This window comes from Acidovorax sp. Root402 (assembly GCF_001425125.1).
Lineage (GTDB): Bacteria > Pseudomonadota > Gammaproteobacteria > Burkholderiales > Burkholderiaceae_C > Acidovorax > Acidovorax delafieldii.
The window spans coordinates 89,457-112,555 of sequence record NZ_LMDQ01000012.1 but is presented as its reverse complement, the minus strand read 5'-3'; the positions used below and the strand labels follow the sequence as shown (position 1 = coordinate 112,555).

The following is a 23,099-nucleotide window of genomic DNA, read 5'->3' as shown; positions in this document are numbered from 1 at the left end:
CTCAGGCGCAACGCCTGATCAGCCCCGAAGGCCGCCACAGTCTTGCACTGTGGCGGCCTTTTTGTTGGTGCGTGGCGGCTGTTGCTTTGGCGCTCCGGCAGGGTGTGGCCTGTTGTGGCGCGGCTCAAGGACTTGTAACCTTTTGTCGATACATTCCCAACGCCTGCCACTCCCAACGGCTGTCCCGCGTTGCCCCCTTCACCCTCACGAGAGCCTCCCATGTCCATCTCCCACGCACGTGTTGCTGTCCGCCTGGCCCTAGCTTTTGGGGTGGTCTGCCTCGTCATGTCCCTGTCGGCGGCGGTGGGCATCTGGCGGCTGGCCGGGCTGCAGGACATTGCGGACGACCTGGGCGGTGCGTCGTCCGAGCGCGCACTGCTGGCGCGGGAGCTGCACGCCATCGTGGTGCTCAGCTCCGCCCGCGCCGAAACGCTGCTGGAGATCGACAACAACCCCGACTACGCGGCGCGCATCGACGCCGACCGCAAGACCACCTCGGCCCGCTCGTCCGAAGTGCGCAAGCGCCTGGACGAGCTGGCGGCAGACCCGGAGTCCCAGGCGTTGTTCGATGCCATCGACAAGGCGGGCAACGGTTTTCGCACGGTGCGGGACGACCTCGTCAAGCGCCGCAAGGCGGGCGAGGCCCTGCCGCCCGACGCCATTGCCAAGCAGCTGCGGCCTGCGGCAGACGCCTATGCCGCCTCGGTGAACAAGCTGGCCGAGTACCAGCGCCAGCGTGTGGCCGAGGCCCGCGAGGCTGCCGCCCGCAGCGAGAGCCAGGGCATCACGCTGCTGGCCGCAGGCTCGTTGGTGGGCTTGCTGCTGAGCCTGGGCTGCGCCTGGCTGCTGTCGCGCTCCATCCTGCAGCCCCTGGCCCATGCGTCCGAGGTGACCGACCGCATCGCCGAAGGCGATCTCACCTCCCCCGTGCCCGCGCCGCAGGCGGGCAACCGCGACGAGCTGCAGGCCCTGCTGGCGCGCCTGGGGGGCATGCAGGCACGGCTGGCCGAGCTGGTGGTGGGCATGCGCCAGGCCAGCACCTCGGTGGCCGGTGCCAGCAGCGAGATCGCGGCGGGCAACAGCGACCTGTCGGCCCGCACCGAGCAGACGGCCTCCAACCTCGAAGAGATCGCCGCCAGCATGGAGGAGCTGCTCGCCACGGTGCGCCACAGCGCCGACGCGGCTGCGCAGGCCAGCACCCTGGCCACTGGCGCCAGCAGCGTGGCCCAGCGCGGGCGCGAGGCGGTGGACCGCGTGGTGGGCACCATGGACGGCATTGCGCTGTCGTCGCGCCGCATTGCCGACATCACCAGCGTGATCGATGGCATTGCCTTCCAGACCAACATCCTCGCGCTGAATGCGGCCGTGGAGGCAGCCCGTGCCGGTGAGCAGGGCCGTGGCTTTGCGGTGGTGGCCAGCGAAGTGCGCAGCCTGGCGCAGCGCTCGGCCACGGCGGCCAAGGAGATCGGAGGGCTGATCAGCGACAGCGTGCGGCAGGTGGACGAAGGCACCCAGCTGGTCCATGCCGCTGGCGGCACCATGGGCGAGATCGTGAACTCGGTGCAGCAGGTGGCCACCATCATTGGCGAGATCAGCACCGCGGCGCGCGAGCAGACCACGGGCCTGAGCCAGGTGGGTGAAGCGGTTTCGCAGCTCGACCAGATGACGCAGCAGAACGCCGCGCTGGTGGAGGAGTCCTCGGCCGCCGCGCAGGGGCTGCGGGTGCAGGCGCAGCAGCTGGCCGAGCTGGTGGAGGCGTTTCGCCTGCCTTCGGGCAACGCGCTGCCTCGCTAGTGTGCTATCCCGCAAATAACTCCACATGAAGTCGCGTCCTCACTCGCGATAGCTACGGCTATCACTGCGGTTTGCGCCTTGCCCTGGGCGCGATGCCATCGATTTCATTTCGTGCAGCTATTTGCGGGACAGCACACTAGGCGAGAGTACACCGGGCTTTCACGTCAGATCCACCCGCCAGCGCCTGCGCGGCGCGCGCAGTGCATGGCGCTTGCGGTACTCGGCCGGTGCCATGCCGGTGTAGCGCACAAAGATGCGCCGGAACGCCGCCGGGTCGGCATAGCCGCAGGCCGTGGCAATGCTGGGCACGCTCTCCAGCGTCACCTCCAGCAGCACCTTGGCGCGTGCGCAGCGCAGGCTGTGCAGGTGGTCCAGCGGCGACTGCGACAGCTCCAGCTGAAAGTGCCGCAGCAAAGTGCGCGGGCTCACCGCCGCCGCCTCTGCCAGCCGGGCCAGCGAATAGGGCTCGTCCAGATGGGTCTCCATCCAGGCCATGGCGCGGGCCAGGGTGCTGTCGCGCGTGGCGGGGATGTGTTGCTGCGCGTTGGCTTGCAGCGCAGCCCGGGCGCGTTCGTGGTCGGGCCGCAGCACGCTGGCGCAGGTCTGGGCCAGCGCGTCGCCCAGTGCGTGGCGCACCAGGGCGATGGCCATTTCTCCCAGGCTGTGGGGCAGCGCACAGCTGAGCCAGGGGCCGTCATCGGTCAGGTCGTGGCCTGCATCGAGGTCGATGGCGGGAAAGTCGCGCTCAAACCCGGCCAGGTAGAACCACGGCAGGCCGCAGCGGCGGCCCTGCAGGCGCCCGCTCTGCGCCGCCAGCCAGGCACCGTTGCCGACGGTGAGTACCTTGTGCCCGGCATCCAGCGCAATGCCGATCTGGCGCGAGAGGGCGCGGTGGCGCGACGCCACGCTGCGGATGGCGGGGATGTCGGCGGCGTGGAAGGAGGGGATGAACCAGGCGAATGCCGGCCCCTCGGCAGGTGCCGCCAGGGGCTGCGTGTAGGCCGCCAGCGGGCCCGGCTGGTGCGCCAGCGGCTGGCCTTGGGCGTCCAGCAGCCGCCAGGCCAGGCGGGGCGAGCCGGCGCCGCCCCGCAAGCCGGCCAGCAGATTGGCGCTGCGCAAGAGGTCGATGAACTGCAGTGCGTTGCCCACCGCCGATTCGGGCAGCAGCGGGATGTCGATGCGAAAAACCGGCGCCGTCGCAGAGGGGACAGAAGAACGGGGCATGGCGATATTGGCTCTGTGGATGGCCATTTTCGCTTGTCTGCAGCGTGGGGTGGGCTCTTAGCATGAACGTGCGTTTTTTGCCGCGTTCCTTTTTGTTTTCACTTCCTGCACGGATCTGTCTCATGCACAAACCCCTCTCTGCCATCTCGCTGGCCACCGGCCTGCTTCTCAGCGGGCTGACGTTCGCATCGTCCGCCCAGGCCCAGGCCCTGGACGCCGCCGGCCTGCAGGCCATCGATGCCGCCGTGACGGCCGTGGCGCCCAAGATGGTCAACTGGCGCCGCGACATCCATGCCCACCCCGAACTCTCGGGCCAGGAAGTGCGCACGGCCAAGCTCGTGGCCGAGCACCTGAAGAAGCTGGGCATGGACGTGCAGACCGGCGTGGGCGGCACCGGCGTGGTGGGCACGCTCAAGGGGGGCCTGCCCGGCAAGGTGGTGGCCCTGCGCGCTGACATGGATGCCCTGCCCGTGCCCGAGAACACCGGCCTGCCGTTTGCGAGCAAGGCCAAGGCCAACTACCTGGGCAAGGAAGTGCCCGTGATGCACGCCTGTGGCCATGACGCCCACACCGCCATGCTGATGGGCGCGGCCGAGGTGCTGGCGGGCATGAAGGCGCAGCTGCCGGGCACGATCAAGTTCATCTTCCAGCCCGCCGAAGAGGGCGCGCCCGTGGAGCCCGACGCCAACGGCAAGGTGCCCAGCTTCGGCGCCAAGGCCATGATCGAAGCCGGTGCGCTCAAGGACGTGCAGGCCATCTATGGGCTGCACATCACCTCCAACCTGCCTGGCGGCGTGGTGGGCTACCGCAGCGGCCCGCTGATGGCCGGGTCGGACAACATCACCATCCATGTGGAAGGGCGTGGCGGCCATGGCTCGTCGCCCTGGGCCACTATCGACCCCATCGTGGCCGCCAGCCAGGTGGTGATGGGCCTGCAGACCGTGGTGAGCCGCCAGCTCAACATCAGCCAGGAGCCGGCCGTGGTCACCATCGGCCAGATCCAGGGCGGCACCCGCTACAACATCATCCCCGACAAGGTGGAGATGATGGGCACGCTGCGCACTTTTGACGAAGACATGCGCCAGGAAGCGCTCAAGCGCATCACCACCACGGCCGAGTCGATTGCCGCCGCCAGCGGTGCCAAGGCCAGCGTGCGTTTTGGCCCCGTGGCCTACCCCGTGACCACCAACCCCGCGCCGCTCACGCAGGCCTCGCTGCCCGCGCTGAACCTGGCCATGGGCGGCAAGACCATGGTGATCCCGAAGGTGGCAGGGTCGGAGGACTTCTCGGAGTTTCAGAAGGTCGTGCCGGGCTTCTTCTACTTCCTGGGTGCGCCACCCAAGGGCAAGGATTTTGCCAAGGCCCCGCCCAATCACTCTGCGCTGTTCGACATCGACGAAGACCAGTTGCCCGTGGGCGCCCGCTCGCTGGCGGCGCTGGCCGTGGACTTTTTGCAGCGCAAGTAAGCGGTGCCACGGGCCGGCACCGCCAGGAGGCAGGTCAGCCCGTTGCGCCCAGCAGGCTCCGGGCGACGGCCTCGCCGACCTTGATGCCATCCACGCCGGCGGACAGAATGCCGCCCGCGTAGCTGGCGCCTTCGCCCGCCGGGTACAGGCCCGGCGTGTTCAGGCTTTGCAGGTTGTCGCCACGGCCAATCTTGAGCGGCGACGAGGTGCGTGTCTCCACACCCGTCAGCACCGCGTCGTGCATGTCAAAGCCCTTGATCTTGCGGCCGAACACGGGCAGTGCCTCGCGCAGCGCCTCGATGGCGTAGCCGGGCAGGGCAGCGTGCAAATCGCCCAGCGCCACGCCGGGCTTGTACGAGGGCTCCACGCTGCCCAGCTGGGTCGAAGGCTTGCCCGCAATGAACTCGCCCACCAGTTGGCCCGGTGCGCTGTAGTCGCGCCCGCCCAGCACAAACGCATTCGATTCGAGCTGGCGCTGCAGCACGCTGCCCGACAGGGGGTGGAACTGCCCGGCGGGCAGGGCTTCCACGCCGTAGGTCTGGCCCAGGTGGGTTTCAAACGCCTGCGCGTCCTGCGGGTAGTCGCGGGGGTCGATGCCCACCACCATGCCCGCATTGGCATTGCGCTCGTTGCGCGAATACTGGCTCATGCCGTTGGTCACCACGCGGTTGGGTTCGCTGGTAGCGGCCACCACCGTGCCACCGGGGCACATGCAAAAGCTGTACACCGCGCGGCCGTTGGCAGCGTGGTGCACCAGCTTGTAGTCGGCTGCGCCCAGCAGCGGGTGGCCCGCGTGGCGGCCCCAGCGCGCGCGGTCGATCACGCCCTGCGGGTGCTCGATGCGGAAACCGATGGAAAACGGCTTGGCCTCCATGGCCACGCCACGCTGGTACAGCATGGCAAAGGTGTCGCGCGAGCTGTGGCCCAGCGCCATCACCACATGGTCTGCGCGCAGCTCGGTGGTCTCGCCCGTGGCCTGGTTCAGCACCTTCAGGCCGCGCAGGTGGCGCGCACCGCCTGTGCCTTCGATGATCACGTCGGTCACGCGCTGCTCAAAGCGGATCTCGCCGCCCAGCGCAATGATCTGTTCGCGCAGGTTTTCCACCACCTTCACCAGCTTGAAGGTACCGATGTGCGGGTGGGCGACATACAGGATTTCTTCGGGCGCACCGGCTTTGACGAACTCGTTCATCACTTTGCGGCCCAGGTGGCGCGGGTCCTTGATCTGGCTGTAAAGCTTGCCGTCGCTGAACGTGCCGGCGCCGCCCTCGCCAAACTGCACGTTGCTTTCGGCATGCAGCTCGCGCTTGCGCCACAGGCCCCAGGTGTCCTTGGTGCGCTCGCGCACGGTCTTGCCCCGCTCCAGCACGATGGGCTTGAAGCCCATCTGCGCCAGCACCAGCGCAGCAAAGATGCCGCAGGGGCCAAAGCCCACCACCACGGGGCGCAGCGGCAGGTCGGCAGGCGCCTGGCCCACGGGGTGCCAGGCCATGTCGGGCGTGGGCTGGATGTGTGGGTCGCCAGCAAACTTTGCGAGCAGCGCGGCTTCGCGCTCAGGCTGGGCTAGCGTGATGTCCACGATGTAGACCGCCAGCAGGTCGGCCTTGCGCGCGTCAAAGCTGCGCTTGAAGACGTGCAGGTGGGCAATGTCGGCGTCAGCCAGGCCCAGGATTTGGGCGGCAGCGGCGCGCAGGGGCGCCTCGGGGGCTTCGGCCACGGTGAACGGCAGCCGGATTTCTGAGAGTCGGATCATGGTCTTGCGGGCCCGTGTCGATCGGGCGAAAAGCAATGGCGTGGGGCCGGGATGATACGGGGTCCGCGCAGCGGGCGGAACCCCTGTCGGACCGAGTTACCGGGGTATCGGGCGGCAGGGCTATATAAAAATGATAGCAACAAGGCCAATATGCACTGGCGCATCTGGCACTTTTGGCTGAAATTCTCACTGCAGAGTGCGCTGCATGCCTTGCGCAGGCCCCTGGCGCCAGCGCAGCTCGGCCACACCCAGCGCCACGGCCGCCAGCACCAACGGCCCAAAGTAGTACAGCGCCCGGTAGGCCAGCAGTGCCGCCAGCACCTGTTCTTGCCCCAATGCGTCGGTGGCCAGCAGCGCCACGCCCACGGCCTCCAGCACGCCCAGGCCTGCAGGCACGCGCAGCACCAGCCCGGCCACGGCCCCCAGCAGCACCGTGGCCAGGGCGGCGGGGTAGGCCACCTGGTGTTGCAGCACCGTCCACAGTGCGGCGCCCATCAGCATCCAGTTGGTGGCCGATGCCGCGATTTGCCACAGCGCCACGGGCCAGTGCGGCAGCGGAAACGCATGGCCGCGCAGCGTGAGCGCGCGGCCCCTGCGCACCGCGCACAGTGCCAGGTAGGCCAGCGGCAGGCCGCCCAGTACCGTACCGCCCAAGTGCCATTGCCAGGGCGCTACCGTCCACCCGGCCAATGCCGGTGGCTGCCACAGCCATGACAGCACGCCTGCCAGCATCAGGTAGCCCACCCAGTTGGTCACGATGCTGGTGCCCACCACCTGGCCGATGGTGCCGGGGTCCACACCGCGCCGGTCGTACAGCCGGTAGCGCACGCCCACGCCGCCAATCAGCGAGCCCAGGTTGAGCGTGAAGGGATAGCTCGTCATGGCAATCGCCAGCGTGGTGCCGCGCGTCAGGCGGTGGCCGCTGCAATGGCGCCCCACCCAGTCAAAGCTGCCGTAGGTGAAGTGGCTCAGCAGCGCCAGCGCGCCGCCCAGCGCCAGTGCGGTGGTGGGCAGGTCGCGCAGCGCCTGCAGCACGGCGGGCCAGTCCACCGAGCGCGCCTGCCGAAAGATCAGTCCGGCCACCACCGCAAAGAAGGCGAGGGCGAGCCCCCGGGTGAGCCAGGGCCACCAGGCTTGCTGCGGCCAGTGGCGCCAGCCGCTGGGGGTGTGGCGGTTGCTGCTTCTGCGGGATGGCGCCTGCAGGGCGTCGGTGGCGCCGCCCGCCTGGGTGTCCGCGTGCAGCGTGGGGGTGGCCATGGTGGGCGCCTGCCAGTTCAGGTGGCGGGGCTGCCGGCGGGCTCTGCCGCATCCGCCCCTGGGTTGGCGAGCGTGATCTGGGGCTCGTGGCGGGGCAGCCAGCCCGCCCATGCGGGGAACCAGCGCAGCAGGTGGAACACCGCATAGCTGCGCAGCAGGCGCAGGCCGTTCCAGCGGCTGGGGGCTGTGGCTTGCACCTGCTTGCAGCTGTGCTCCATCAGGTGCGACAGGCGGCGGTGCAGGTGGGCGTTGAAGGCACGGTCCTGGATGATCACGTTGGCCTCGAGGTTCAGCGACAGGCTCAGCGGGTCAAGGTTGCTGGAGCCCACGGTGGACCAGTCTTCGTCCACCAGCGCCACCTTGCCGTGCAGCGGGCGGTCGCAGTATTCGTACACCCGCACGCCTGCGCGCTGCAGGTGGTCGTACAGCAGGCTGGCTGCCGTCTTCACGATGGGCATGTCGGGCTGGCCTTGCAGGATGATGCGCACATCCACCCCCCGTTTCGCGGCGCGCCGCATCTCGCGGATGAACCGGTAACCCGGGAAGAAGTAGGCGTTGGCAATCACCACCCGGCTGCGCGCTGCGCGCAGGGCCACGCGGTAGTGGCGCTCGATGTCGTTGGTGTGCTGCTGGTTGTCGCGTGTCACGAACATGGCATGGGCCGTGCCCGCGTGCGGGCGCCCGGTGATGCCTGCGGCCTGGCGGCGCTTGCGGTCCTGGCGGCTGAGCACGGCCTCGCGGGTGAAGTGGTGCATCTGCGCCACGATGGGGCCGCGCACCTGCACGGCATAGTCCTGCTTGGCTTCGGGGCCAAAGTCGGCCACATGGTCGGCCGAGTAGTTGATGCCACCAATGAACCCCAGGTGCCCGTCCACCACCACGATCTTGCGATGCATGCGGCGCAGCAGGTTCAGCCGCTGGCCCAGGAAACGGCGGCCCGGGTCAAAGATGCGAAAGTGCACGCCGGCCTCCACCAGGCTGCCGACAAACTGGTCCGACAGATCGGGCGAGCCAAAGCCGTCCACCAGCACATGCACCTCCACGCCCCGCCGGGCGGCCGCCAGCAAAGCGGCGTGCAGCTGTTGGCCGATCTTGTCCTCGAACAGGATGAAGGTTTCCAGCATGACCTCGCGCCGTGCTTCGGCAATGGCCTGGAACACGCGGGGAAAGAACTCCTCGCCGTTTTCAAGCAACTCGAAATGGTTGCCGGGCACCCAGCGGGACGAGCGTGGCGCGCGGAAGGTAGGGCGTTTCATAGCAGGATCTCCGCAGCCAGGGGCGCATGGTCCGAGAGCTTGTCCCAGGGTTTCTTGGGCAATGCCAATGGCGAGTGCACGGTCGCGTTGCGCACGTAAATGCGGTCCAGCGCCAGCAGCGGCATCGCCGCCGGAAACGTGCGCACCGCTCGGCCAAACGCCTGCACAAAGACTTCCTGCAATCCCGCCTCGTGCTGAAGCACCCGGTGGGCACGGTGGCGCCAGTCGTTGAAGTCGCCCGCCAGCACCACAGGCTCGTGGGCGGGAAAGCTGTTGACCAGGTCGCACACGCGGCGCAGCTGGTGCTGCCGGTGCGACTCCTGCAGGCCCAGGTGCACACATACGGCATGCACCGGCAGGTGGTGCCCGGGGGGCTGCAGCATGCAGTGCAGCATGCCGCGCCGTTCGGGCCCGCTCACCGAGATGTCGTGGTTCTCGTAATGCGTGATCGGAAACTTGGACAACAGCGCATTGCCGTGGTCGCCGTTGTCATACACCGCATTGCGGCCGTAGGCGTATTGCGACCAGATTGTGTCGGCCAGAAACTCGTAGTGCGGCACCTGCGGAAAGTTGGCGAACCGGCTGGCGTGCCGGTGGTGCGTGCCCAGCACCTCCTGCAAGAACACCAGGTCGGCCGCCACGCCCCGCACGGCCTCGCGCAGCTCGTGCAGCATGAAGCGCCGGTTGAAGGTGGTGAAGCCCTTATGCACGTTCACGGTGAGCACCTTGAACGCAATAGGCTGGGAGTCTGTCGCGGAGTTCGGGGCCATGGGCAGTTGCAATCGTTGGGAGGGGCTCCGGCGAAATCACCGCAGAGGTGGGCCGGTGCGAACACTGATTGTTCTGGCCTGCGTGCCCCGCCGCTGTAGGACGGCTGGCCGTGGCTTTGTGCTGCGCAGCCCAAAAAAAAGGGCCCCGAAGGGCCCTGGTGTGAGTGCGCTGCGTGCCAGCGGCCATCAGGCCGGCAGGAAACCTTCCACCGACAGGTAGCGCTCGCCCGTGTCGTAGTTGAAGCCCAGCACCTTGGCGCCTGCGGGCAGCTCGGGCAGCTTCTGGGCAATGGCGGCCAAGGTGGCGCCGGACGAGATGCCCACCAGGATGCCCTCTTCGCGCGCAGAGCGGCGGGCGTATTCGCGGGCCGGTTCGGCATCGACCTGGATCACTCCGTCGAGCAGGCTGGTGTCGAGGTTCTTGGGGATGAACCCCGCGCCAATGCCCTGGATGGGGTGGGGCGACGGCGCGCCGCCCGAGATCACCGGCGAGGCCGTGGGCTCCACCGCAAACACCTTGAGTTGGGGGAACTTGGCTTTGAGCACCCGCGCCACGCCCGTGATGTGGCCACCCGTGCCCACCCCCGTGATCAGCACATCAATGCCGTCGGGGAAATCTGCCAGGATCTCCTGCGCCGTGGTGCGCACATGGATGTCGATGTTGGCGGGGTTCTCGAACTGCTGCGGAATCCACGAGCCAGGCGTCTGCGCCTGCAGCTCTTGCGCGCGGGCGATGGCACCCTTCATGCCTTTTTCGCGCGGGGTCAGGTCGAACTGCGCGCCATAGGCCAGCATCAGGCGGCGGCGTTCGATGCTCATGCTGTCGGGCATCACGAGGACGAGCTTGTAGCCCTTGACGGCCGCCACCAGCGCCAGGCCAATGCCGGTGTTGCCCGAGGTGGGCTCGATGATGGTCCCGCCGGGCTTGAGCGCGCCGGACTTTTCAGCGTCTTCCACCATCGCCAGCGCAATGCGGTCCTTGATGGAGCCGCCGGGGTTGCTGCGCTCCGACTTCACCCACACATTGGCGCCGGGGCCGAACAGGCGGTTGATGCGCACGTGGGGCGTGTTGCCAATGGTCTGAAGAATGTTGTCAACTTTCATGGCGTCTCCTGTGAGGTGTCGGATGGGTCAAAGGGAAGGGGTGTGGTGCGCATTCTGAACCACTTGTTCTACGGCCCTGGTCATATGGATATAGCCAGGGTATGGGTCCATGCCGCGCTGGCCCTTCAGGGCACGGGAGATATCTCAACGTGCATTGCATCCTCTGAGGGGGTGATCTGAACCTGAACCGGCAAGCCTAGCGCGATGGTCTGCGCATTGGTAACCGTGTGCTGCGTAACCTTGGTGCAGGTGTAGCGCGCGGCCTGCCCACTGCGCCACACAGACAGAGCCAGCGGCAGCATCCACTGGTCCGCCAGGTGCGGGCCCAGCGCGCCGGTGCTGCGCTGGTAGGCGCGCACTTCGTCCGCCAGCCGCTTGGCAACCTGCTCGGCCGACAGGCTGCGCTCGCCCAACTGGCAAAACACCTCGGTCACCTGCGCATACTCCAGCGTGGCGATCAGCGCATTGCCCGGGCCCTCGTTCTGGCGTGTGGATGGCTGGCGCAGTTGGCCGGCCTCGAACGTCCAACCCATGCGCTGGCCCAGCGCCTCCAGCTCCCGCGTCGCTATGTGGCGCGCCAGGCCGGGTGCCAGTGCCTCGCCCCAGCCGTTTTGCAACGGGCCGCGCTCCAGCACATCCACCGGCGCCAGCGGCTGCGTGGTGGCGGTGGCGGGCATGATGTGCGCCACCAGCTCGCCGCCCCCGGCGGGGTAGAAGCCCCGCCGCTGCAATTGCAGCTCCAGCCCCACCCCCAGCCGCCGCACCAGCGGCGCAAAGGCGCGTTCCAGAAAATCAAACGGCGGCGCCATCGGGTTGTGCGTGCCACCCGCCAGCTCGACCTTGCTCGGGCCATCGGCCAGCATCAGCGCGGGTAGCACCGTCTGCAGCACCAGCAGGCAACTGCCTGCGGTGGCAATCTGAAAACGGTAGTCGCCCGCACGCACCACGCTGGGTGTGAACACCAGCGTTTGCGAATTCAGCTCCGCGCCTTCGGCATGCCCACCGCACACGGCCACCGCCGCTTGCACGCAGGCCAGGTGCTGGCGCATCAGCCCCGGCTTGGGCCGCCCCGCACGGATGCGCGTGATGTGCAGTGGGCGGCCGGTGACCATGGACAGTGCCAGTCCGGTGCGCAGGATCTGGCCGCCGCCTTCGCCGGTGGAGCCGTCTAAGTCCAGTTGCTGCACGTTCATCCCTTCACGCACACGACTTGCTTGAGCGTGTACACCACCTCCACCAGGTCTTCCTGCGCCGCCATCACCGCGTCGATGTTCTTGTACGCCATCGGAATCTCGTCGATCACATCCGCGTCCTTGCGGCATTCCACGCCTTCGGTGGCCTTGATCTGGTCTTCCACGGTGAACAGCTTCTTGGCCTTGGTGCGGCTCATGGTGCGGCCTGCGCCGTGGCTGCAGCTGTTGAAGCTCTCGGGGTCACCCTTTCCGCGCACGATGAAGCTCTTGGCCCCCATGCTCCCAGGGATGATCCCCAGCTTGCCTTGCTCGGCACTCACCGCGCCCTTGCGGGTCACGAACACGTCTTGCCCGAAGTGCGTTTCGCGCTGCACGTAGTTGTGGTGGCAGTTCACGGCTTCCACGTGCGTCTCGAATGGCTTGGTGATCACCTTGCGCAGCGCGGCAATCACGCGGCCCATCATCACCTCGCGGTTGGCGGCGGCAAACTTTTGCGCCCACCCCACGGCCTTCACGTAGTCGCCGAAGTACTGCGCGCCTTCCTCGAAGTACGCCAGGTCCTTGTCCGGCAGGTTGCGCTGGTTCATCTCGGCGTCCTTCTTGGCCAGCTCGATGAAGTGGGTGCCGATGGCGTTCCCCACACCGCGCGAGCCCGAGTGCAGCATCACCCACACGCTCTGGTGTTCGTCCAGGCAGATCTCGATGAAGTGGTTCCCCGTCCCAAGCGTTCCCAGGTGCTTGTAGTTGTTGGTGTTCTTGATGCGCGGGTGCGCCTCGCAAATTTCCTCGAACTCATCCACCAGCCCCGCCCAGGCGCGGTCGGTTTCAGCGGGCGGGGTATCCCAGCTTCCCTTGTCGCGGCCAAAGCGCTTGGGCGTCATCCCCACCGGCACGGCGCGTTCGATGGCGGCGCGCACTCCAGACAGGTTGTCGGGCAGGTCGCTGGCCGTGAGCGTGGTCTTGCACGCCATCATTCCGCACCCCAGATCCACCCCCACCGCAGCAGGGATGATGGCCTTGAGGGTGGGCACCACCGAGCCGATGGTCGCGCCGATCCCCAGGTGCACATCGGGCATCACCGCCACGTGCTTGAACACGATGGGCAGGCGCGCGATGTTGCGCAGCTGGTTCTTCGCGTCTTCCTCCACAGGCACGCCGTTCGTCCACATCTTCACGGGAACGCCGTTGGGGACTTCGAGTTGTTCATAGTTGCTCATACATTCTTTCGTCTCTGTCGTTCATTGAACCATTCCGCGTGCCGCAGCCTGCGCGTAGTTCTTGAGTTCGTCGTCGTTCTTCACATTGCGTGTGAAGGCATCCATGTGCGCCTTCAACTCCTTGGGTCGGTTCAGGCGTGACCCTTCGTGCCCGATCCCGTGCAGTGCCGACACCTGCGCTTCGCGCCAAGGCATCGCCAGCATTTCGCAGAACACCTGCCACATCGCGTCACGCCATTCAGGGATGTCCTTGGCGCTCCAGAACGTGGGCCACACGTCAAACCACATGTAGCTCACGAAGTAGAGTCGGTCGCTTCGGCTCCCGATGGGGCTGGGCCTGATGTCCAGGCGCGGACCAAGACACTCACGCCACAAGCTGGGCAGCGCCCGCACCATTCGCATCGCGTCGGCCAGCGGCACAGACGGGTCGTTGACCATGTGCGGGATGTCTCCGGCGTTGTTGCTCATCACGTGGTTCAGTCCGATGCCAACCTGATCGTCGCTGTAGGGCGCCAGGTCGGTTCCTGCGTTGGTGAACAACACGGTCTGGATCTGCGTCCATTGCAGCGGTGTGGCTTCGAACGCGGGCTCTTCGAGGTCCCAGTACCACTCCTGACCGCCCTTGTCGGGTACGGGGCGGTCGAACAGGTAACTCAGGGCCGCGTTGTAGACCACTGGGTCGAGGCCAATGGATTCGCAGGTGACCGCAGCGTTGTCCCGCCGCTGGCGCTTTTCGCGGGGCGTCAGTTTTTTGTTCTTCATCGCATTCCTCCTCGCGCTTTGCTCACTTCAGCGCATCTTCACCAATCCATTCAACACCTGGTCCAGGCCACCAAACACCGAGATCTTGTCGATGCGTTCAGCCACGCGTTCCAGCGTCTCCAGCTCCTTCATGCGCAGGGCGACGGGGTTGTCCTCCATCACCTTGGCCGTGTTGAGTAGCGAGCGCGTGGCGGCGGTTTCCTCGCGGCGGCGGATCACGTTGGCCTCGGCCTGCTTCTGTGCCTGCACCACCTGGGTCAGGATGGTTTTCATCTCGCCTGGCAGCACGATGTCCTTCACGCCCACGCTCTCCAGTTGCATGCCATAGGGCTGCAGCTTGGCGGCCATGTGTGCGGTCACCACTTCGTCGATCACCGTCTTGTTCTCCAGCAGCTCGTCAAGCGTGCGGGTGCCCACGGCGGCGCGCAGCGCAAACTGCAGCTCGCGGTACAGGTGGTCGGCAGGCTTTTGCAACTGGGAAAAGGCGCGCAGCACATCGGTGTAGCGGTAGGTGGCGCACAGGTTCAGACGCAGGCTTACCTTGTCGCGGGTCATGATGTCCTGGCCCGATACCTCCACGGCTTGCAGGCGCAAATCCACCATCTCCACGGCCACGGTGCGGCCGTATTTCCAGAAGGCGTAGGTGCCCGCCGTGAGCAGGCGCTCAACCTTGCCGTCCACCGTTAGCAGCGCGCACTGGCCCTCGGGCACCTGCACCTGCAGCACACCGGCCAATCCGGTCACGCTGCGCTGGCGCAGCTGGGTTTGCGTCAATCGCGCCACCAGTGCGGCGGGCAGCTCAGCGCCCGCTTGCAGGTCCACCACGTGCACGCTCACCTCCACCAGGCCTTTCCAATAAAGGCGGCGGGTGCCGGGCGGCAGGATCTCGACCAGCACGCCGTTTTCGCTGCGCAGGCCCACGTCGGTTTCCGACAGATTGACCTGCACAAACTCGGCGGCCACCACCGCGGGCTCTTGCGCCATCAGGTACTCGGCCAGGCCGTGGGTGAAGGCGGGTTGTTCCAGGGCGAAGGTCTCCACGCGCAACTGGTCGGTGCCCGCAAACAGCCAGTAGGTGCCGCTGCGCAGCACGCGGTCAAAGCTGCCGTTGCGCAGCAGTAGGGCGCGTTCGTTCTTCTTGACGGTGGCGCGTTGGAACATCTTCATCAGCATCTCTTTTTCCTCTCTCTTCTTCGTTGTCGTATCGGGTTGCCGTTACAGCGATGGCGGGGTGCCAGGGGGCGCAGCCTGGGCCGTGCAGTGCGCCGTGGTTGCCAACCCAGCCCCAAGTGGGGAGGGCGGCAGCGCGGCTGGCTGCGGGCGCGGGCTGTGCCGGGTGCTGGCACAAACCGCCACCGGCTGACGGGGTGAAACCCTGGCGGTTGCGGCGCAACCTGGGGGCCTCTCCCCGCGTTCGGCGGGTGGTCTTTCGACCGGTACAAAGTTCCGGCCTTGCGGCCGGAGTAATGGGCAGGAGTCGAACCTGCTACAGATCTCTTGCGAGGTTGCTCTACCAATGAGCTACCAGTGGTGGCACGCCTGGAGTCGAACCAGACACGTCCTTTCGGAGTGGTCACCACGACCGTGTCGTTACCCAGCGTTTGCGATGTGCGGCATGCAGAACATCAATAGAACCCGAAGGCTCCGGATGCCCGGCACCGGCGGGGCGAACATTTGTCCTAACCCCAGCCTGTGAGCGGTCACCGCTTGCGCTGGATGCTTCTTCTATTGCCAGATGTGTGCCAACTTGTGGTGAGTGGTATTCAACTTGCGCAAGCTGTTGATTTGTATGGTGATATTTTTGTTTTACGAAATTGGTGTGGTATGCGCTTGTCAAAATAACTAGAATGAAAGCTAGTTAAATAGACAAAAAATGCGCAAAAACAAGGTGGTCATAGGGTTCCTTGGCACCCAGCTCGACTCCGGCCGGGGCGCCGGGCGGTGGGAGAAGTGGCGCCCCACCGTATCGCTGGTGCAGCACGAAGACGTGGTGATCGAGCGGCTGGAGCTGCTCTACACACCACCGCACCGCGAGCTGGCCCACCAGGTGCGCGCTGACATGGCGACTGCCTCGCCCGAGACCACGGTGAACCTGGTGCAGCTGCCCATTGCCGACCCGTGGGACTTTGGCGAGGTCTATGCCCAGCTGTACGACTGGACGCAGGACTACCGCTTTGACACCGAGCGCGAGGAGTATTGGACGCACATCACCACCGGCACGCACGTCGCGCAGATCTGCCTGTTCCTGCTGGTGGAGTCGCGCCGCATTCCGGGCGTGCTGGTGCAGACCTCTCCGCCCAAGCGCCAGCAGATGGGCAACCCTGGCAGCTACACGCTGATCGACCTGGACCTCTCGCGCTACGACGTGATCGCGCAGCGCTTCGGCGCGGAGCAGCAGGATGCGGTGCAGTTCCTCAAAAGCGGCATTGCCACGCGCAATGCGCGCTTCAACGCGCTGATCGACGAAGTGGAGCGCGTGGCGGTGCGCTCGCGTGCGCCCATTCTGTTCACCGGGCCCACGGGTGCGGGCAAGTCGCACCTGGCGCGGCGCATGTTCGAGCTGAAAAAATCCCGCCACCAGGTCGAGGGCGAATTTGTGGAGGTGAACTGCGCCACGCTGCATGGCGACGGTGCGGCGTCCACGCTGTTCGGCCACAAGAAAGGTGCGTTCACCGGCGCCGCGGCCGACCGCGCCGGCCTGCTGCGCACGGCGCACAAGGGCGTGTTGTTTCTGGACGAGATTGGTGAGCTGGGCCCGGACGAGCAGGCCATGCTGCTCAAGGCCGTGGAGGAAAAACGCTTCTACCCCCTGGGCAGCGACCGCGAAGTGGAGAGCGACTTTCAACTGGTGGCTGGCACCAACCGTGACCTGCGCACCGAGGTGGCGGCAGGGCGCTTTCGTGAGGACCTGTTTGCGCGTATCAACCTCTGGAGCTATGTGCTGCCGGGCCTGGCCCAGCGACCCGAAGACATCGAGCCCAACGTGGAGCACCTGCTGGTACGTGCGGGCACGGAACTGGGACGCAGCGTGCGCTTTTCCAACGAAGCGCGCGCCGCCTACCTGCGCTATGCCCAGTCGCCCGAAGCGTTGTGGACCGGCAATTTCCGCGACCTCTCGGCCAGCGTGACACGCCTGGCCACGCTGGCTGACAGCGGTCGCATCGGCCTGCCCCTGGTCGAGGCCGAGATCGCCCGTTTGCGCTGGCTGTGGCAGCCCGCCAGCGATGCGCGCAACGGGCTGGTATCTGCAACAGGGACGGTGGGACGCGACGAACTCGCGGCCCTGCTGGGCGACGAGGCGGTGGAATCCATGGACCTCTTCGACCAGCTCCAACTGGCGGCGGTGCTGCAGGTCTGCCGCCAATCGCGCACTTTGTCGGACGCGGGGCGCCTGCTGTTCCAGGCCTCGCGCACGCAGCGCACGGTGGTCAATGACGCGGACCGGCTGCGCAAGTATCTTGTGCGCTTTGGTCTGGACTGGGATCGCGTCGTGGCCGCTGGGCGATAATCCCATCCGTGAAGCACGCCAGACCGCCGCTGGTGCAATCTGGGAAACCAGGCACTGGAGGAACGTCCGGACTGCACAGGACAGCGTAGCAGCTAACGGCTGCCCACCGTGAGGTGAGGATCAGAGCAACAGAGACGAGTCCCGGGGGAGTGCCGCAAGGTAGACCACCGGGGGTGAAACGGGCAATCTCTACGCGCAGCAATACCAAGTAGGCCAACGTTGATGTGGTTCCGCAGAGTTGGCGGGTAGGTAGCACCGAGCCGTGGTGGCGACACCCGGCCCAGATTAATGGCGGTCACACTGCGGGCAACCGTGGTGCACAGAATCCGGCTTATCGGCGCGCTTCACACTTTATTTCCACCCCGACTCGCCAAGGGTCGTGTGGTGAGCACGCCGCCCCTGTGGCGCGGCTGTGTTCAGTTTTTTGCGCAATGGGGTGCTTGCCCCCGCTCCAGCTCTGTCGCACGCTCCACCGTGTCGGGGTGGCTGCTCAGCAGCGACCAGACAGGGTGSGAGCCGATCTCCTGAGCCACCTTGCGCTGGCGCGCTGCATCGGGTGTGCTGGCCCCGGAGGAGGGTGCCGATGCTGCGGCGGTCGGGCCCTTGCCCTGGTCCTTTTTCTGGGTCTCTTCGTTGTCCTCATCGCGCGCAATCGCCAGCAGCAGCTGGCCCATGGGCGCAGTGGGCAGTGCGGCGTGGCGCATGACGGCGATGGCGTAGCAGTCGGCCTCGCGCTCATGGCTGCGGCTGTAGGCCAGGCCGGTCAGCAAGGATGCACCCGTAGAAACGATGCCGGACACATCGCCCAGCGCCAGCCCCAGGCCCATGTTGAGCACGCCCTGCTGCACCACCATGCGCGTGGTGTGGCGCTGCACCACGTGGCCGACCTCGTGGGCCAGCACGCCCACCAAGGCGTTGTCGTCCAGGCCCTTGTCGGCGGCTGCCTTCACGATGCCGTCGGTCATCACGATCTTGCCGCCGGGCAGCGCAAAGGCATTGGCGCCCATGCCGGATCGGAACTCCAGGGACAAAGGCGGCCGGTAGCCGGAGTAACGCTGCAGGCCAGGGGGCGTTTGCTGCACCAGGGCATCAAAACGCGCCTTGAGCTGATCTTGTCGGGCCGAAGGCAGCTTGCTGGGCTTCAGGGTGCCGTTGTCCATCTGCTGGAGCACGTTCTCGGCCACGCTGGTCTCCCAGCTGATGGGCACAAACCGCGTGAGCTGCGTGGCCGCCCAGGGTGTGCCGTAGCGGTAGAACAGCGTGAGGCCAATGACGGCGGCGGCCGTCACGCCCAGCAGCACGGGCCAGCGGGTCTGCATGCGTTGTGCGATGCCGGGGCGCTCGCCTGCAGCAGCCAGGGCGGCGCGCCATTCGGTCACGGCATCGATCTCCACGCTGCCATGGTCGCGCAGATCGACGACCACGCGGGGTTGCGGCTTGCGCTCGTTCCAGGCCTCGGGCCAGCCCACCTGTTTCCAGGCAAAGACCACAGGCTCGGCCCCGGGCTGTAAGAGCGGGTGCAGCACCAAGGAGGGGCCTTGCGGCGTGGGCCGCAGGCCCACCACCACGGGCCGGGCCTTGCTGCTCTGGCCATCGAACCAGCGCCCGGGGACGAGGGCTGGGTGCGCAGATGCCGACATGTTCAGCCGATGAGGTCGAGGCCAGCGGCATCCGCCAGTGCATCGCCCAGGCCCCCCTGCTGCTGGCGCACCATGGCACCGGTCACCTGCTCCACGCCGCCCTTGACGTGCAGGGTGACGGACTCGCACTTCATGCGGTATTCGCTGACCCGCGCAAACGGGCGGTACAGCCCCAGCGTCAGAAGGGTGAGCAGCATGTTCTTGATGCGCAGCCACACGTAGCGGCCGCTCTTGAGGTGGCACTTGAAGCGGGCCACGTGGCTCACGCCGATGTTGTTCCACATCAGCTGGAACATGCGCGCCTCGCGGTATGCGCGGGCCGGTGCCGACGCCAGGATCAGCATGAAGATGCCCGCGATGATGGACACGATGATCACCACAAACATCCACAGGCCCAGGCGGTCGCTCTGGCTGGCTACCAGGGCGATGGAGCTGCCTGCGAGGATGCCGATCAGCGCCGAGAACCCCACCACGCACAGGATGAACACAGCCACGGTGGCCATCCACACCTTGACGAAGTCCATGTACACGGGCTTCCAGCGGCCTCGCTCGGCACCCACCTGGGCCTTGAGCACCAAGAGGCTCTTGAAGTTGTATTCGGTGCGGATCACGCACAGCACCGACAGCACCAGGCCCAGCAGTACCAGGCCGCCCATGGCGGGCGTGAAGCGGGGCATGGGTTGTTTCTTGCCCTCTTCTTCGATGGCCTCCAGCGCCTGGGCCAGGTCGGGCGACAGCAGCTGCAGACCATAAAACACGCCAAACCACACCAGCGCCAGCGCAAAAACAGGCCAGCTGGCGATGTAGACCTCTTTCCAGCTGGCCGTGAACTGCAGTCGCAGCCCGCGCCAGCGCGTGGCCCCCAGGCGAAACCGCATGGCGCTGGCCCAGATGAAGGGCGCCAGCGCTGCGCCCGCCAGCAGGAACAGGCCCACCGCCGTGTCCTGCCCGGTGTTGGCGGCCAGGTTGTAGGCAATGGTCAGCAGCATCAGCAGCACAAAGCCCATCACCATCTTGCGTTGCTGCGCGGTGAATTCGAGGGGGCTGCCGGCCACCAGCGTGTGGCTGTAGAAATACTGGGCGGTGCGGCGGCGCGCCCAGGGGGTGTAGATGCCCAGCGTGACGATGGACAGCAGCACGTTGACGATCCAGACCCGGAAATACTCGCCCCCGCTGCCCGTGAACTCGAGCGGGTGGGCATCGATGTTCATCGGCATGAAGGTGGACATCGGCCCCGCAGCGCCGCCAGACGATTGGTTTGTGTTCATGAACTCCCTCCAGAGTGCTGCGCAGTGTAGCAGCGGTGCGGATCGAAGGAATTCAAATGAAAAAGGCTTGAAGCGCTTGTTGTAAAAGCGCTGGTAGCTATGTTTTCAGGAGCATATGTGCTTGACTTGTCCGGTGCGCATCGGCAGGGCGCCGCTGGGCCCGCAAGCCCTTAGGGCAGCGCTGAACAAGTCCCTCGCGCACCGCGCACCCCTGCTTTGGGCGGTCTGCCGCGTTGCACATCCTCGCGATAGCTACGGCTATCGCTGTGGTTTGCGCCTGGCATCCCATCCCAAATCAGGGCGCGCGCCACTGAGGGGACTTATTCAGCGTTGCCTTAGAACTTCTCCCAAGGCTGCAGGTAGCGCCACTGCCCCTCGGGCACCTTGGCCAGCGGCACGCGGCCGATGCGGATGCGCTTCATGCCCACCACCGTCAGGCCCACCGCTTCGCACATGGCCGGGATCTGGCCGGGGCGGATGCCCTTGAGCGCAAAGCGCAGCTTGGTTTCGTTCTGCCAGCTCACCTTGATGGGGGGCAGGGGGCGGCCATTGAACGTGAGGCCATGGCACAGGCGCTGCAGGCCATTGGGCGCGATGTCGCCCTTGACCTCGACGATGCACTCCTGCTCCAGCGACTCGATGTCTTCGGCCAGCTTGCGCGCGATGCGCTTGTCTTGCGTGTACACCACGAGGCCGCTGGCCTCGGTGGGCAGCGGGGTGAAGCATTCGAGCTGCTTGAAGTGGCGCTGCAGCACGCGGATGCCCGAGGCGTCTTCCGGCAGGTGGGACGCCGCGCTGAGCAGCGTGAGCGCCTGTTGCGCACCCTGGCTGCGGCTGGCGTGGGCCGCCTGCCCGGTGGGGGCGCCCGGCAGGCCCAGGCCGGCTTCAAACCCTGCGGGCTTGTGCAGCAGCAAGGTCACTGGGGTCAGCTCCAGCAGGCTGGCATCGGGTGCGACCGCCACGGTCTGATCGGGGCGCACGCGCGCGCCGGGGGCTTCCTCGATCTGGCCGTCCACGCTCACAAAGCCGCCCTCGATGAATTGCTCTGCCGTGCTGCGCGAGCAGCTCAGCTGTTCGGCCACGCGTTTGGCCAGGCGGATGTGGGTGGGGTCGGGGTTCTTGTCGGTCATTGAATGAAGGCGGTCTTGGTGTTCTTGTGGCTCAGTTGTTGCCGGGTTGCAGCGAGCGAATGCGCTCCACATGCGCCAGCAGCGAGCGCTGGGCCACCGGCCACATGCGCTGCGGTACGTCGTCATAGGCGTGGCGCACCCAGTCGTCCATGCTGCCCTGGGGCAGCGCCTGCATGGCAGCCAGCACCTTGGCCTCGCGCGCCAGGCGGTGGGCCCTGAGCTTGGCGATGGCATTGCGGGCACCGAGGACAGGCCCCCCTAGCACGTAGCCATGCGCGGGCAGGATGAACTCCGCGCTGTGCTCGGCGCAGACCGCATCCAGCCGGTCCAGCGAATCCAGGTAGTCGGCCATGTTGCCGTCCGGCGGGTCGATCACCGTGGTGCTGCCGTTCAGGATGTGGTCACCACTGAACAGCAGCGCGTCTTCCACCAGCAGCAGGCACAGGTGGTTGGCCGCATGGCCTGGGGTGTGGATCACCTGCAGGGTATGGGTGATTTTGCCTTCAGGTGCTAGTCCCTCAAGCACGAGTAGCTCATTATTTTGTAGCACCCGGTCGGGGGTGAACTGGCTGGCCGCGCGGGCCGTGGGGGCCGACGGCAGGCCCAGAACGGGCGGGCGTGCCTTGCCCGTCTGTACGCACATCGCCTGCAGCGGCGCCGCGCCGGGAGAATGGTCTGCGTGCGAGTGGGTGCACACAATCATGCGGATGTCGCCACCTGCGGCACGCCAGAGCTTGTCCAGGTGCTCGGCGTCGGCCGGGCCGGGGTCGATGGCGATGAAACCCGTGGCCGGGTCGCCCACCAGATAGCTGTTGGTGCCAGGGCCGGTCATCACGCCGGGGTTGGGTGCGGTCAGCCGCATCACGTTGCGCAGCAGCGGCACGGGGCGCTCGGTCTGCCAGTCCAGCGGGTGCACGATCTGGCCGTCTGGGCAGACCAGCGCCAGCTCGCCAAACGGCATTTCGTCCTCCATGTAGCGCGCTTCCTTGCCTGCCAGCAGGCCGGCACGCGGGCAGCTGACCCACAGGGGCTGCTCGTGCGCGACGGCGTCCAGCACCGCCTGGGTGCTGGCAAATTGGGCCAGGCGCTGCAGCGTGCGGATGGTCGGGAAGATCATGAAGAACTGCCCCGCCTCGTGCCGCGCCAGCGCGTCGGCAGGGCGCACCCACACGGGCTCGAACTGCTCTGCCTCGTCGGCCACGGGCTCCTGGCCCTCGGGCATGCGGGCCACCAGAAAGGGCACTTCAAAGCGGCGCGCCAGGTCACGGTCGGCCGTCCAGTGGGCCAGCAGGTACACCCCATCGGCCGCCAGGCGCAGTCCGCGTGCGGCGCACTGTGCGGCAAACGGCTGGTGGCGGTCGATGGCGGCAATGTCCTGCGCATCGGCCATCTGCCCTTGGCGGGGGCCTTCTGCATGGCGCGCCAGCAATACGCCCAGCTCTTCAAAACTCTCGCGGATGGCGGCAATCGCCTGGGTGAGGTGCTGGTCGCTTTGGGTGGGGCGGCGGTCCGCAGCGGCGTGCGTGGCGGGTGCTGCGTCCAGCGCATCAATGCCCCCGCCGGGGAACACATACGCGCCAGGCGCAAAACTGGCCGTGGCCGAGCGCCGGGTCATGAGGACTTCGAGCCCGCCGCCGCCAGGCACATCGCGCAGCAGCAGCACGGTGGCAGCGGGGCGGGTGGCTACCGGTTCTCGGTGGGGGTGGAGTTGTTGGCTGGAGCGGGGCATCGGGCCATTATCCGGCGTTGCCCTGCAG

General features: G+C 66.8%; 17 protein-coding genes, 1 tRNA gene and 1 other RNA gene. 4 read left to right on the top strand and 15 right to left on the bottom strand.

The genetic code is table 11. The annotated features are described in order from the left end of the window. Positions 1 to 219: 219 nt before the first annotated feature. The gene (locus ASC83_RS05615; RefSeq protein ID WP_056059331.1) at positions 220 to 1,794 is read left to right on the top strand and encodes a methyl-accepting chemotaxis protein; all 1,575 of its coding nucleotides are present in this window, start codon (positions 220 to 222) and stop codon (positions 1,792 to 1,794) included. Between the two features lie 159 nt (positions 1,795 to 1,953). Here ASC83_RS05615 and ASC83_RS05610 read toward each other — a convergent pair whose 3' ends face one another. Further along, positions 1,954 to 3,018 carry a GlxA family transcriptional regulator gene (locus ASC83_RS05610; protein ID WP_056059981.1) on the bottom strand — a complete coding sequence of 355 codons (1,065 nt, stop codon included), beginning with the start codon at positions 3,016 to 3,018 and terminating at the stop codon, positions 1,954 to 1,956. A gap of 122 nt (positions 3,019 to 3,140) precedes the next feature. Between ASC83_RS05610 and ASC83_RS05605 the strand changes: the two genes are divergently transcribed. Then, positions 3,141 to 4,484: an amidohydrolase gene (locus ASC83_RS05605; protein WP_056059323.1), complete on the top strand. Its 1,344-nt coding sequence runs from the start codon at positions 3,141 to 3,143 to the stop codon at positions 4,482 to 4,484. A 34-nt stretch (positions 4,485 to 4,518) separates the two neighbouring features. On the opposite strand, the gene ASC83_RS05600 is transcribed toward ASC83_RS05605, so the two are convergent. The 10 genes from ASC83_RS05600 to ASC83_RS05555 form a co-directional block, all read right to left on the bottom strand. Beyond that, positions 4,519 to 6,237: an NAD(P)/FAD-dependent oxidoreductase gene (locus ASC83_RS05600; protein WP_056059320.1), complete on the bottom strand. Its 1,719-nt coding sequence runs from the start codon at positions 6,235 to 6,237 to the stop codon at positions 4,519 to 4,521. A 186-nt stretch (positions 6,238 to 6,423) separates the two neighbouring features. Continuing rightward, complete coding sequence (locus ASC83_RS05595; RefSeq protein ID WP_056059317.1) at positions 6,424 to 7,494, bottom strand: lysylphosphatidylglycerol synthase domain-containing protein; 1,071 nt, start codon at positions 7,492 to 7,494, stop codon at positions 6,424 to 6,426. A 17-nt stretch (positions 7,495 to 7,511) separates the two neighbouring features. Then, on the bottom strand, positions 7,512 to 8,750 hold the full coding sequence (gene clsB, locus ASC83_RS05590; protein WP_056059314.1) for a cardiolipin synthase ClsB: 1,239 nt from the start codon (positions 8,748 to 8,750) through the stop codon (positions 7,512 to 7,514). Next, the gene (locus ASC83_RS05585; protein WP_056059311.1) at positions 8,747 to 9,520 is read right to left on the bottom strand and encodes an endonuclease/exonuclease/phosphatase family protein; all 774 of its coding nucleotides are present in this window, start codon (positions 9,518 to 9,520) and stop codon (positions 8,747 to 8,749) included. Before ASC83_RS05585 ends, clsB begins: the two co-directional genes overlap by 4 nt. A 186-nt stretch (positions 9,521 to 9,706) precedes the next feature. Beyond that, positions 9,707 to 10,624 carry a cysteine synthase A gene (gene cysK / locus ASC83_RS05580; protein WP_056059308.1) on the bottom strand — a complete coding sequence of 306 codons (918 nt, stop codon included), beginning with the start codon at positions 10,622 to 10,624 and terminating at the stop codon, positions 9,707 to 9,709. A 125-nt stretch (positions 10,625 to 10,749) separates the two neighbouring features. After that, positions 10,750 to 11,817: an RNA 3'-terminal phosphate cyclase gene (gene rtcA, locus ASC83_RS05575; RefSeq protein WP_200938905.1), complete on the bottom strand. Its 1,068-nt coding sequence runs from the start codon at positions 11,815 to 11,817 to the stop codon at positions 10,750 to 10,752. Beyond that, entirely contained in the window at positions 11,814 to 13,034 is a 1,221-nt protein-coding gene (locus tag ASC83_RS05570) for an RtcB family protein (RefSeq protein WP_056059305.1), read from the bottom strand. Before ASC83_RS05570 ends, rtcA begins: the two co-directional genes overlap by 4 nt. Positions 13,035 to 13,055: 21 nt before the next feature. Beyond that, positions 13,056 to 13,796, bottom strand: a complete 741-nt coding sequence (locus tag ASC83_RS05565) for a hypothetical protein (RefSeq protein WP_056059304.1) — start codon at positions 13,794 to 13,796, stop codon at positions 13,056 to 13,058. 27 nt (positions 13,797 to 13,823) lie between these two features. Continuing rightward, complete coding sequence (locus tag ASC83_RS05560; protein ID WP_056059975.1) at positions 13,824 to 14,963, bottom strand: slipin family protein; 1,140 nt, start codon at positions 14,961 to 14,963, stop codon at positions 13,824 to 13,826. Positions 14,964 to 15,258: 295 nt separating this feature from the next. Next, a tRNA-OTHER gene (locus ASC83_RS05555) sits at positions 15,259 to 15,322 on the bottom strand. A 347-nt stretch (positions 15,323 to 15,669) separates the two neighbouring features. On the opposite strand from ASC83_RS05555, the gene rtcR reads away from it, so the two are divergent. Both rtcR and rnpB read left to right on the top strand, forming a co-directional pair. Next, positions 15,670 to 17,304 carry an RNA repair transcriptional activator RtcR gene (rtcR, locus tag ASC83_RS05550; protein WP_056059301.1) on the top strand — a complete coding sequence of 545 codons (1,635 nt, stop codon included), beginning with the start codon at positions 15,670 to 15,672 and terminating at the stop codon, positions 17,302 to 17,304. 10 nt (positions 17,305 to 17,314) lie between these two features. Next, positions 17,315 to 17,654: RNase P RNA component class A (rnpB, locus tag ASC83_RS07395), an RNA gene on the top strand. A gap of 66 nt (positions 17,655 to 17,720) precedes the next feature. Here the strand turns inward: rnpB and ASC83_RS05545 are convergent. The 4 genes from ASC83_RS05545 to ASC83_RS05530 all read right to left on the bottom strand — a co-directional run bounded on the left by ASC83_RS05545 (position 17,721) and on the right by ASC83_RS05530 (position 23,071). Then, positions 17,721 to 18,944, bottom strand: a complete 1,224-nt coding sequence (locus tag ASC83_RS05545) for a M48 family metallopeptidase (protein ID WP_056059297.1) — start codon at positions 18,942 to 18,944, stop codon at positions 17,721 to 17,723. 2 nt (positions 18,945 to 18,946) lie between these two features. Beyond that, positions 18,947 to 20,212, bottom strand: coding sequence for a YjgN family protein (locus tag ASC83_RS05540; RefSeq protein ID WP_056059294.1), 1,266 nt, complete (start codon positions 20,210 to 20,212; stop codon positions 18,947 to 18,949). A 335-nt stretch (positions 20,213 to 20,547) separates the two neighbouring features. After that, positions 20,548 to 21,342, bottom strand: a complete 795-nt coding sequence (locus ASC83_RS05535; RefSeq protein ID WP_056059291.1) for an rRNA pseudouridine synthase — start codon at positions 21,340 to 21,342, stop codon at positions 20,548 to 20,550. 31 nt (positions 21,343 to 21,373) lie between these two features. Next, the gene (locus ASC83_RS05530) at positions 21,374 to 23,071 is read right to left on the bottom strand and encodes an MBL fold metallo-hydrolase (RefSeq protein WP_056059287.1); all 1,698 of its coding nucleotides are present in this window, start codon (positions 23,069 to 23,071) and stop codon (positions 21,374 to 21,376) included. Positions 23,072 to 23,099: the final 28 nt, after the last annotated feature.

Bases quoted from the DNA above. Each gene is read 5' to 3' on its own strand.
- ASC83_RS05615 (WP_056059331.1), top strand. From the start codon at position 220: ATGTCCATCTCCCACGCACGTGTTGCTGTCCGCCTGGCCCTAGCTTTT.
- ASC83_RS05610 (WP_056059981.1), bottom strand. From the start codon at position 3,018: ATGCCCCGTTCTTCTGTCCCCTCTGCGACGGCGCCGGTTTTTCGCATC.
- ASC83_RS05605 (WP_056059323.1), top strand. From the start codon at position 3,141: ATGCACAAACCCCTCTCTGCCATCTCGCTGGCCACCGGCCTGCTTCTC.
- ASC83_RS05600 (WP_056059320.1), bottom strand. From the start codon at position 6,237: ATGATCCGACTCTCAGAAATCCGGCTGCCGTTCACCGTGGCCGAAGCC.
- ASC83_RS05595 (WP_056059317.1), bottom strand. From the start codon at position 7,494: ATGGCCACCCCCACGCTGCACGCGGACACCCAGGCGGGCGGCGCCACC.
- clsB (WP_056059314.1), bottom strand. From the start codon at position 8,750: ATGAAACGCCCTACCTTCCGCGCGCCACGCTCGTCCCGCTGGGTGCCC.
- ASC83_RS05585 (WP_056059311.1), bottom strand. From the start codon at position 9,520: ATGGCCCCGAACTCCGCGACAGACTCCCAGCCTATTGCGTTCAAGGTG.
- cysK (WP_056059308.1), bottom strand. From the start codon at position 10,624: ATGAAAGTTGACAACATTCTTCAGACCATTGGCAACACGCCCCACGTG.
- rtcA (WP_200938905.1), bottom strand. From the start codon at position 11,817: ATGAACGTGCAGCAACTGGACTTAGACGGCTCCACCGGCGAAGGCGGC.
- ASC83_RS05570 (WP_056059305.1), bottom strand. From the start codon at position 13,034: ATGAGCAACTATGAACAACTCGAAGTCCCCAACGGCGTTCCCGTGAAG.
- ASC83_RS05565 (WP_056059304.1), bottom strand. From the start codon at position 13,796: ATGAAGAACAAAAAACTGACGCCCCGCGAAAAGCGCCAGCGGCGGGAC.
- ASC83_RS05560 (WP_056059975.1), bottom strand. From the start codon at position 14,963: ATGAAGATGTTCCAACGCGCCACCGTCAAGAAGAACGAACGCGCCCTA.
- rtcR (WP_056059301.1), top strand. From the start codon at position 15,670: ATGCGCAAAAACAAGGTGGTCATAGGGTTCCTTGGCACCCAGCTCGAC.
- ASC83_RS05540 (WP_056059294.1), bottom strand. From the start codon at position 20,212: ATGAACACAAACCAATCGTCTGGCGGCGCTGCGGGGCCGATGTCCACC.
- ASC83_RS05535 (WP_056059291.1), bottom strand. From the start codon at position 21,342: ATGACCGACAAGAACCCCGACCCCACCCACATCCGCCTGGCCAAACGC.
- ASC83_RS05530 (WP_056059287.1), bottom strand. From the start codon at position 23,071: ATGCCCCGCTCCAGCCAACAACTCCACCCCCACCGAGAACCGGTAGCC.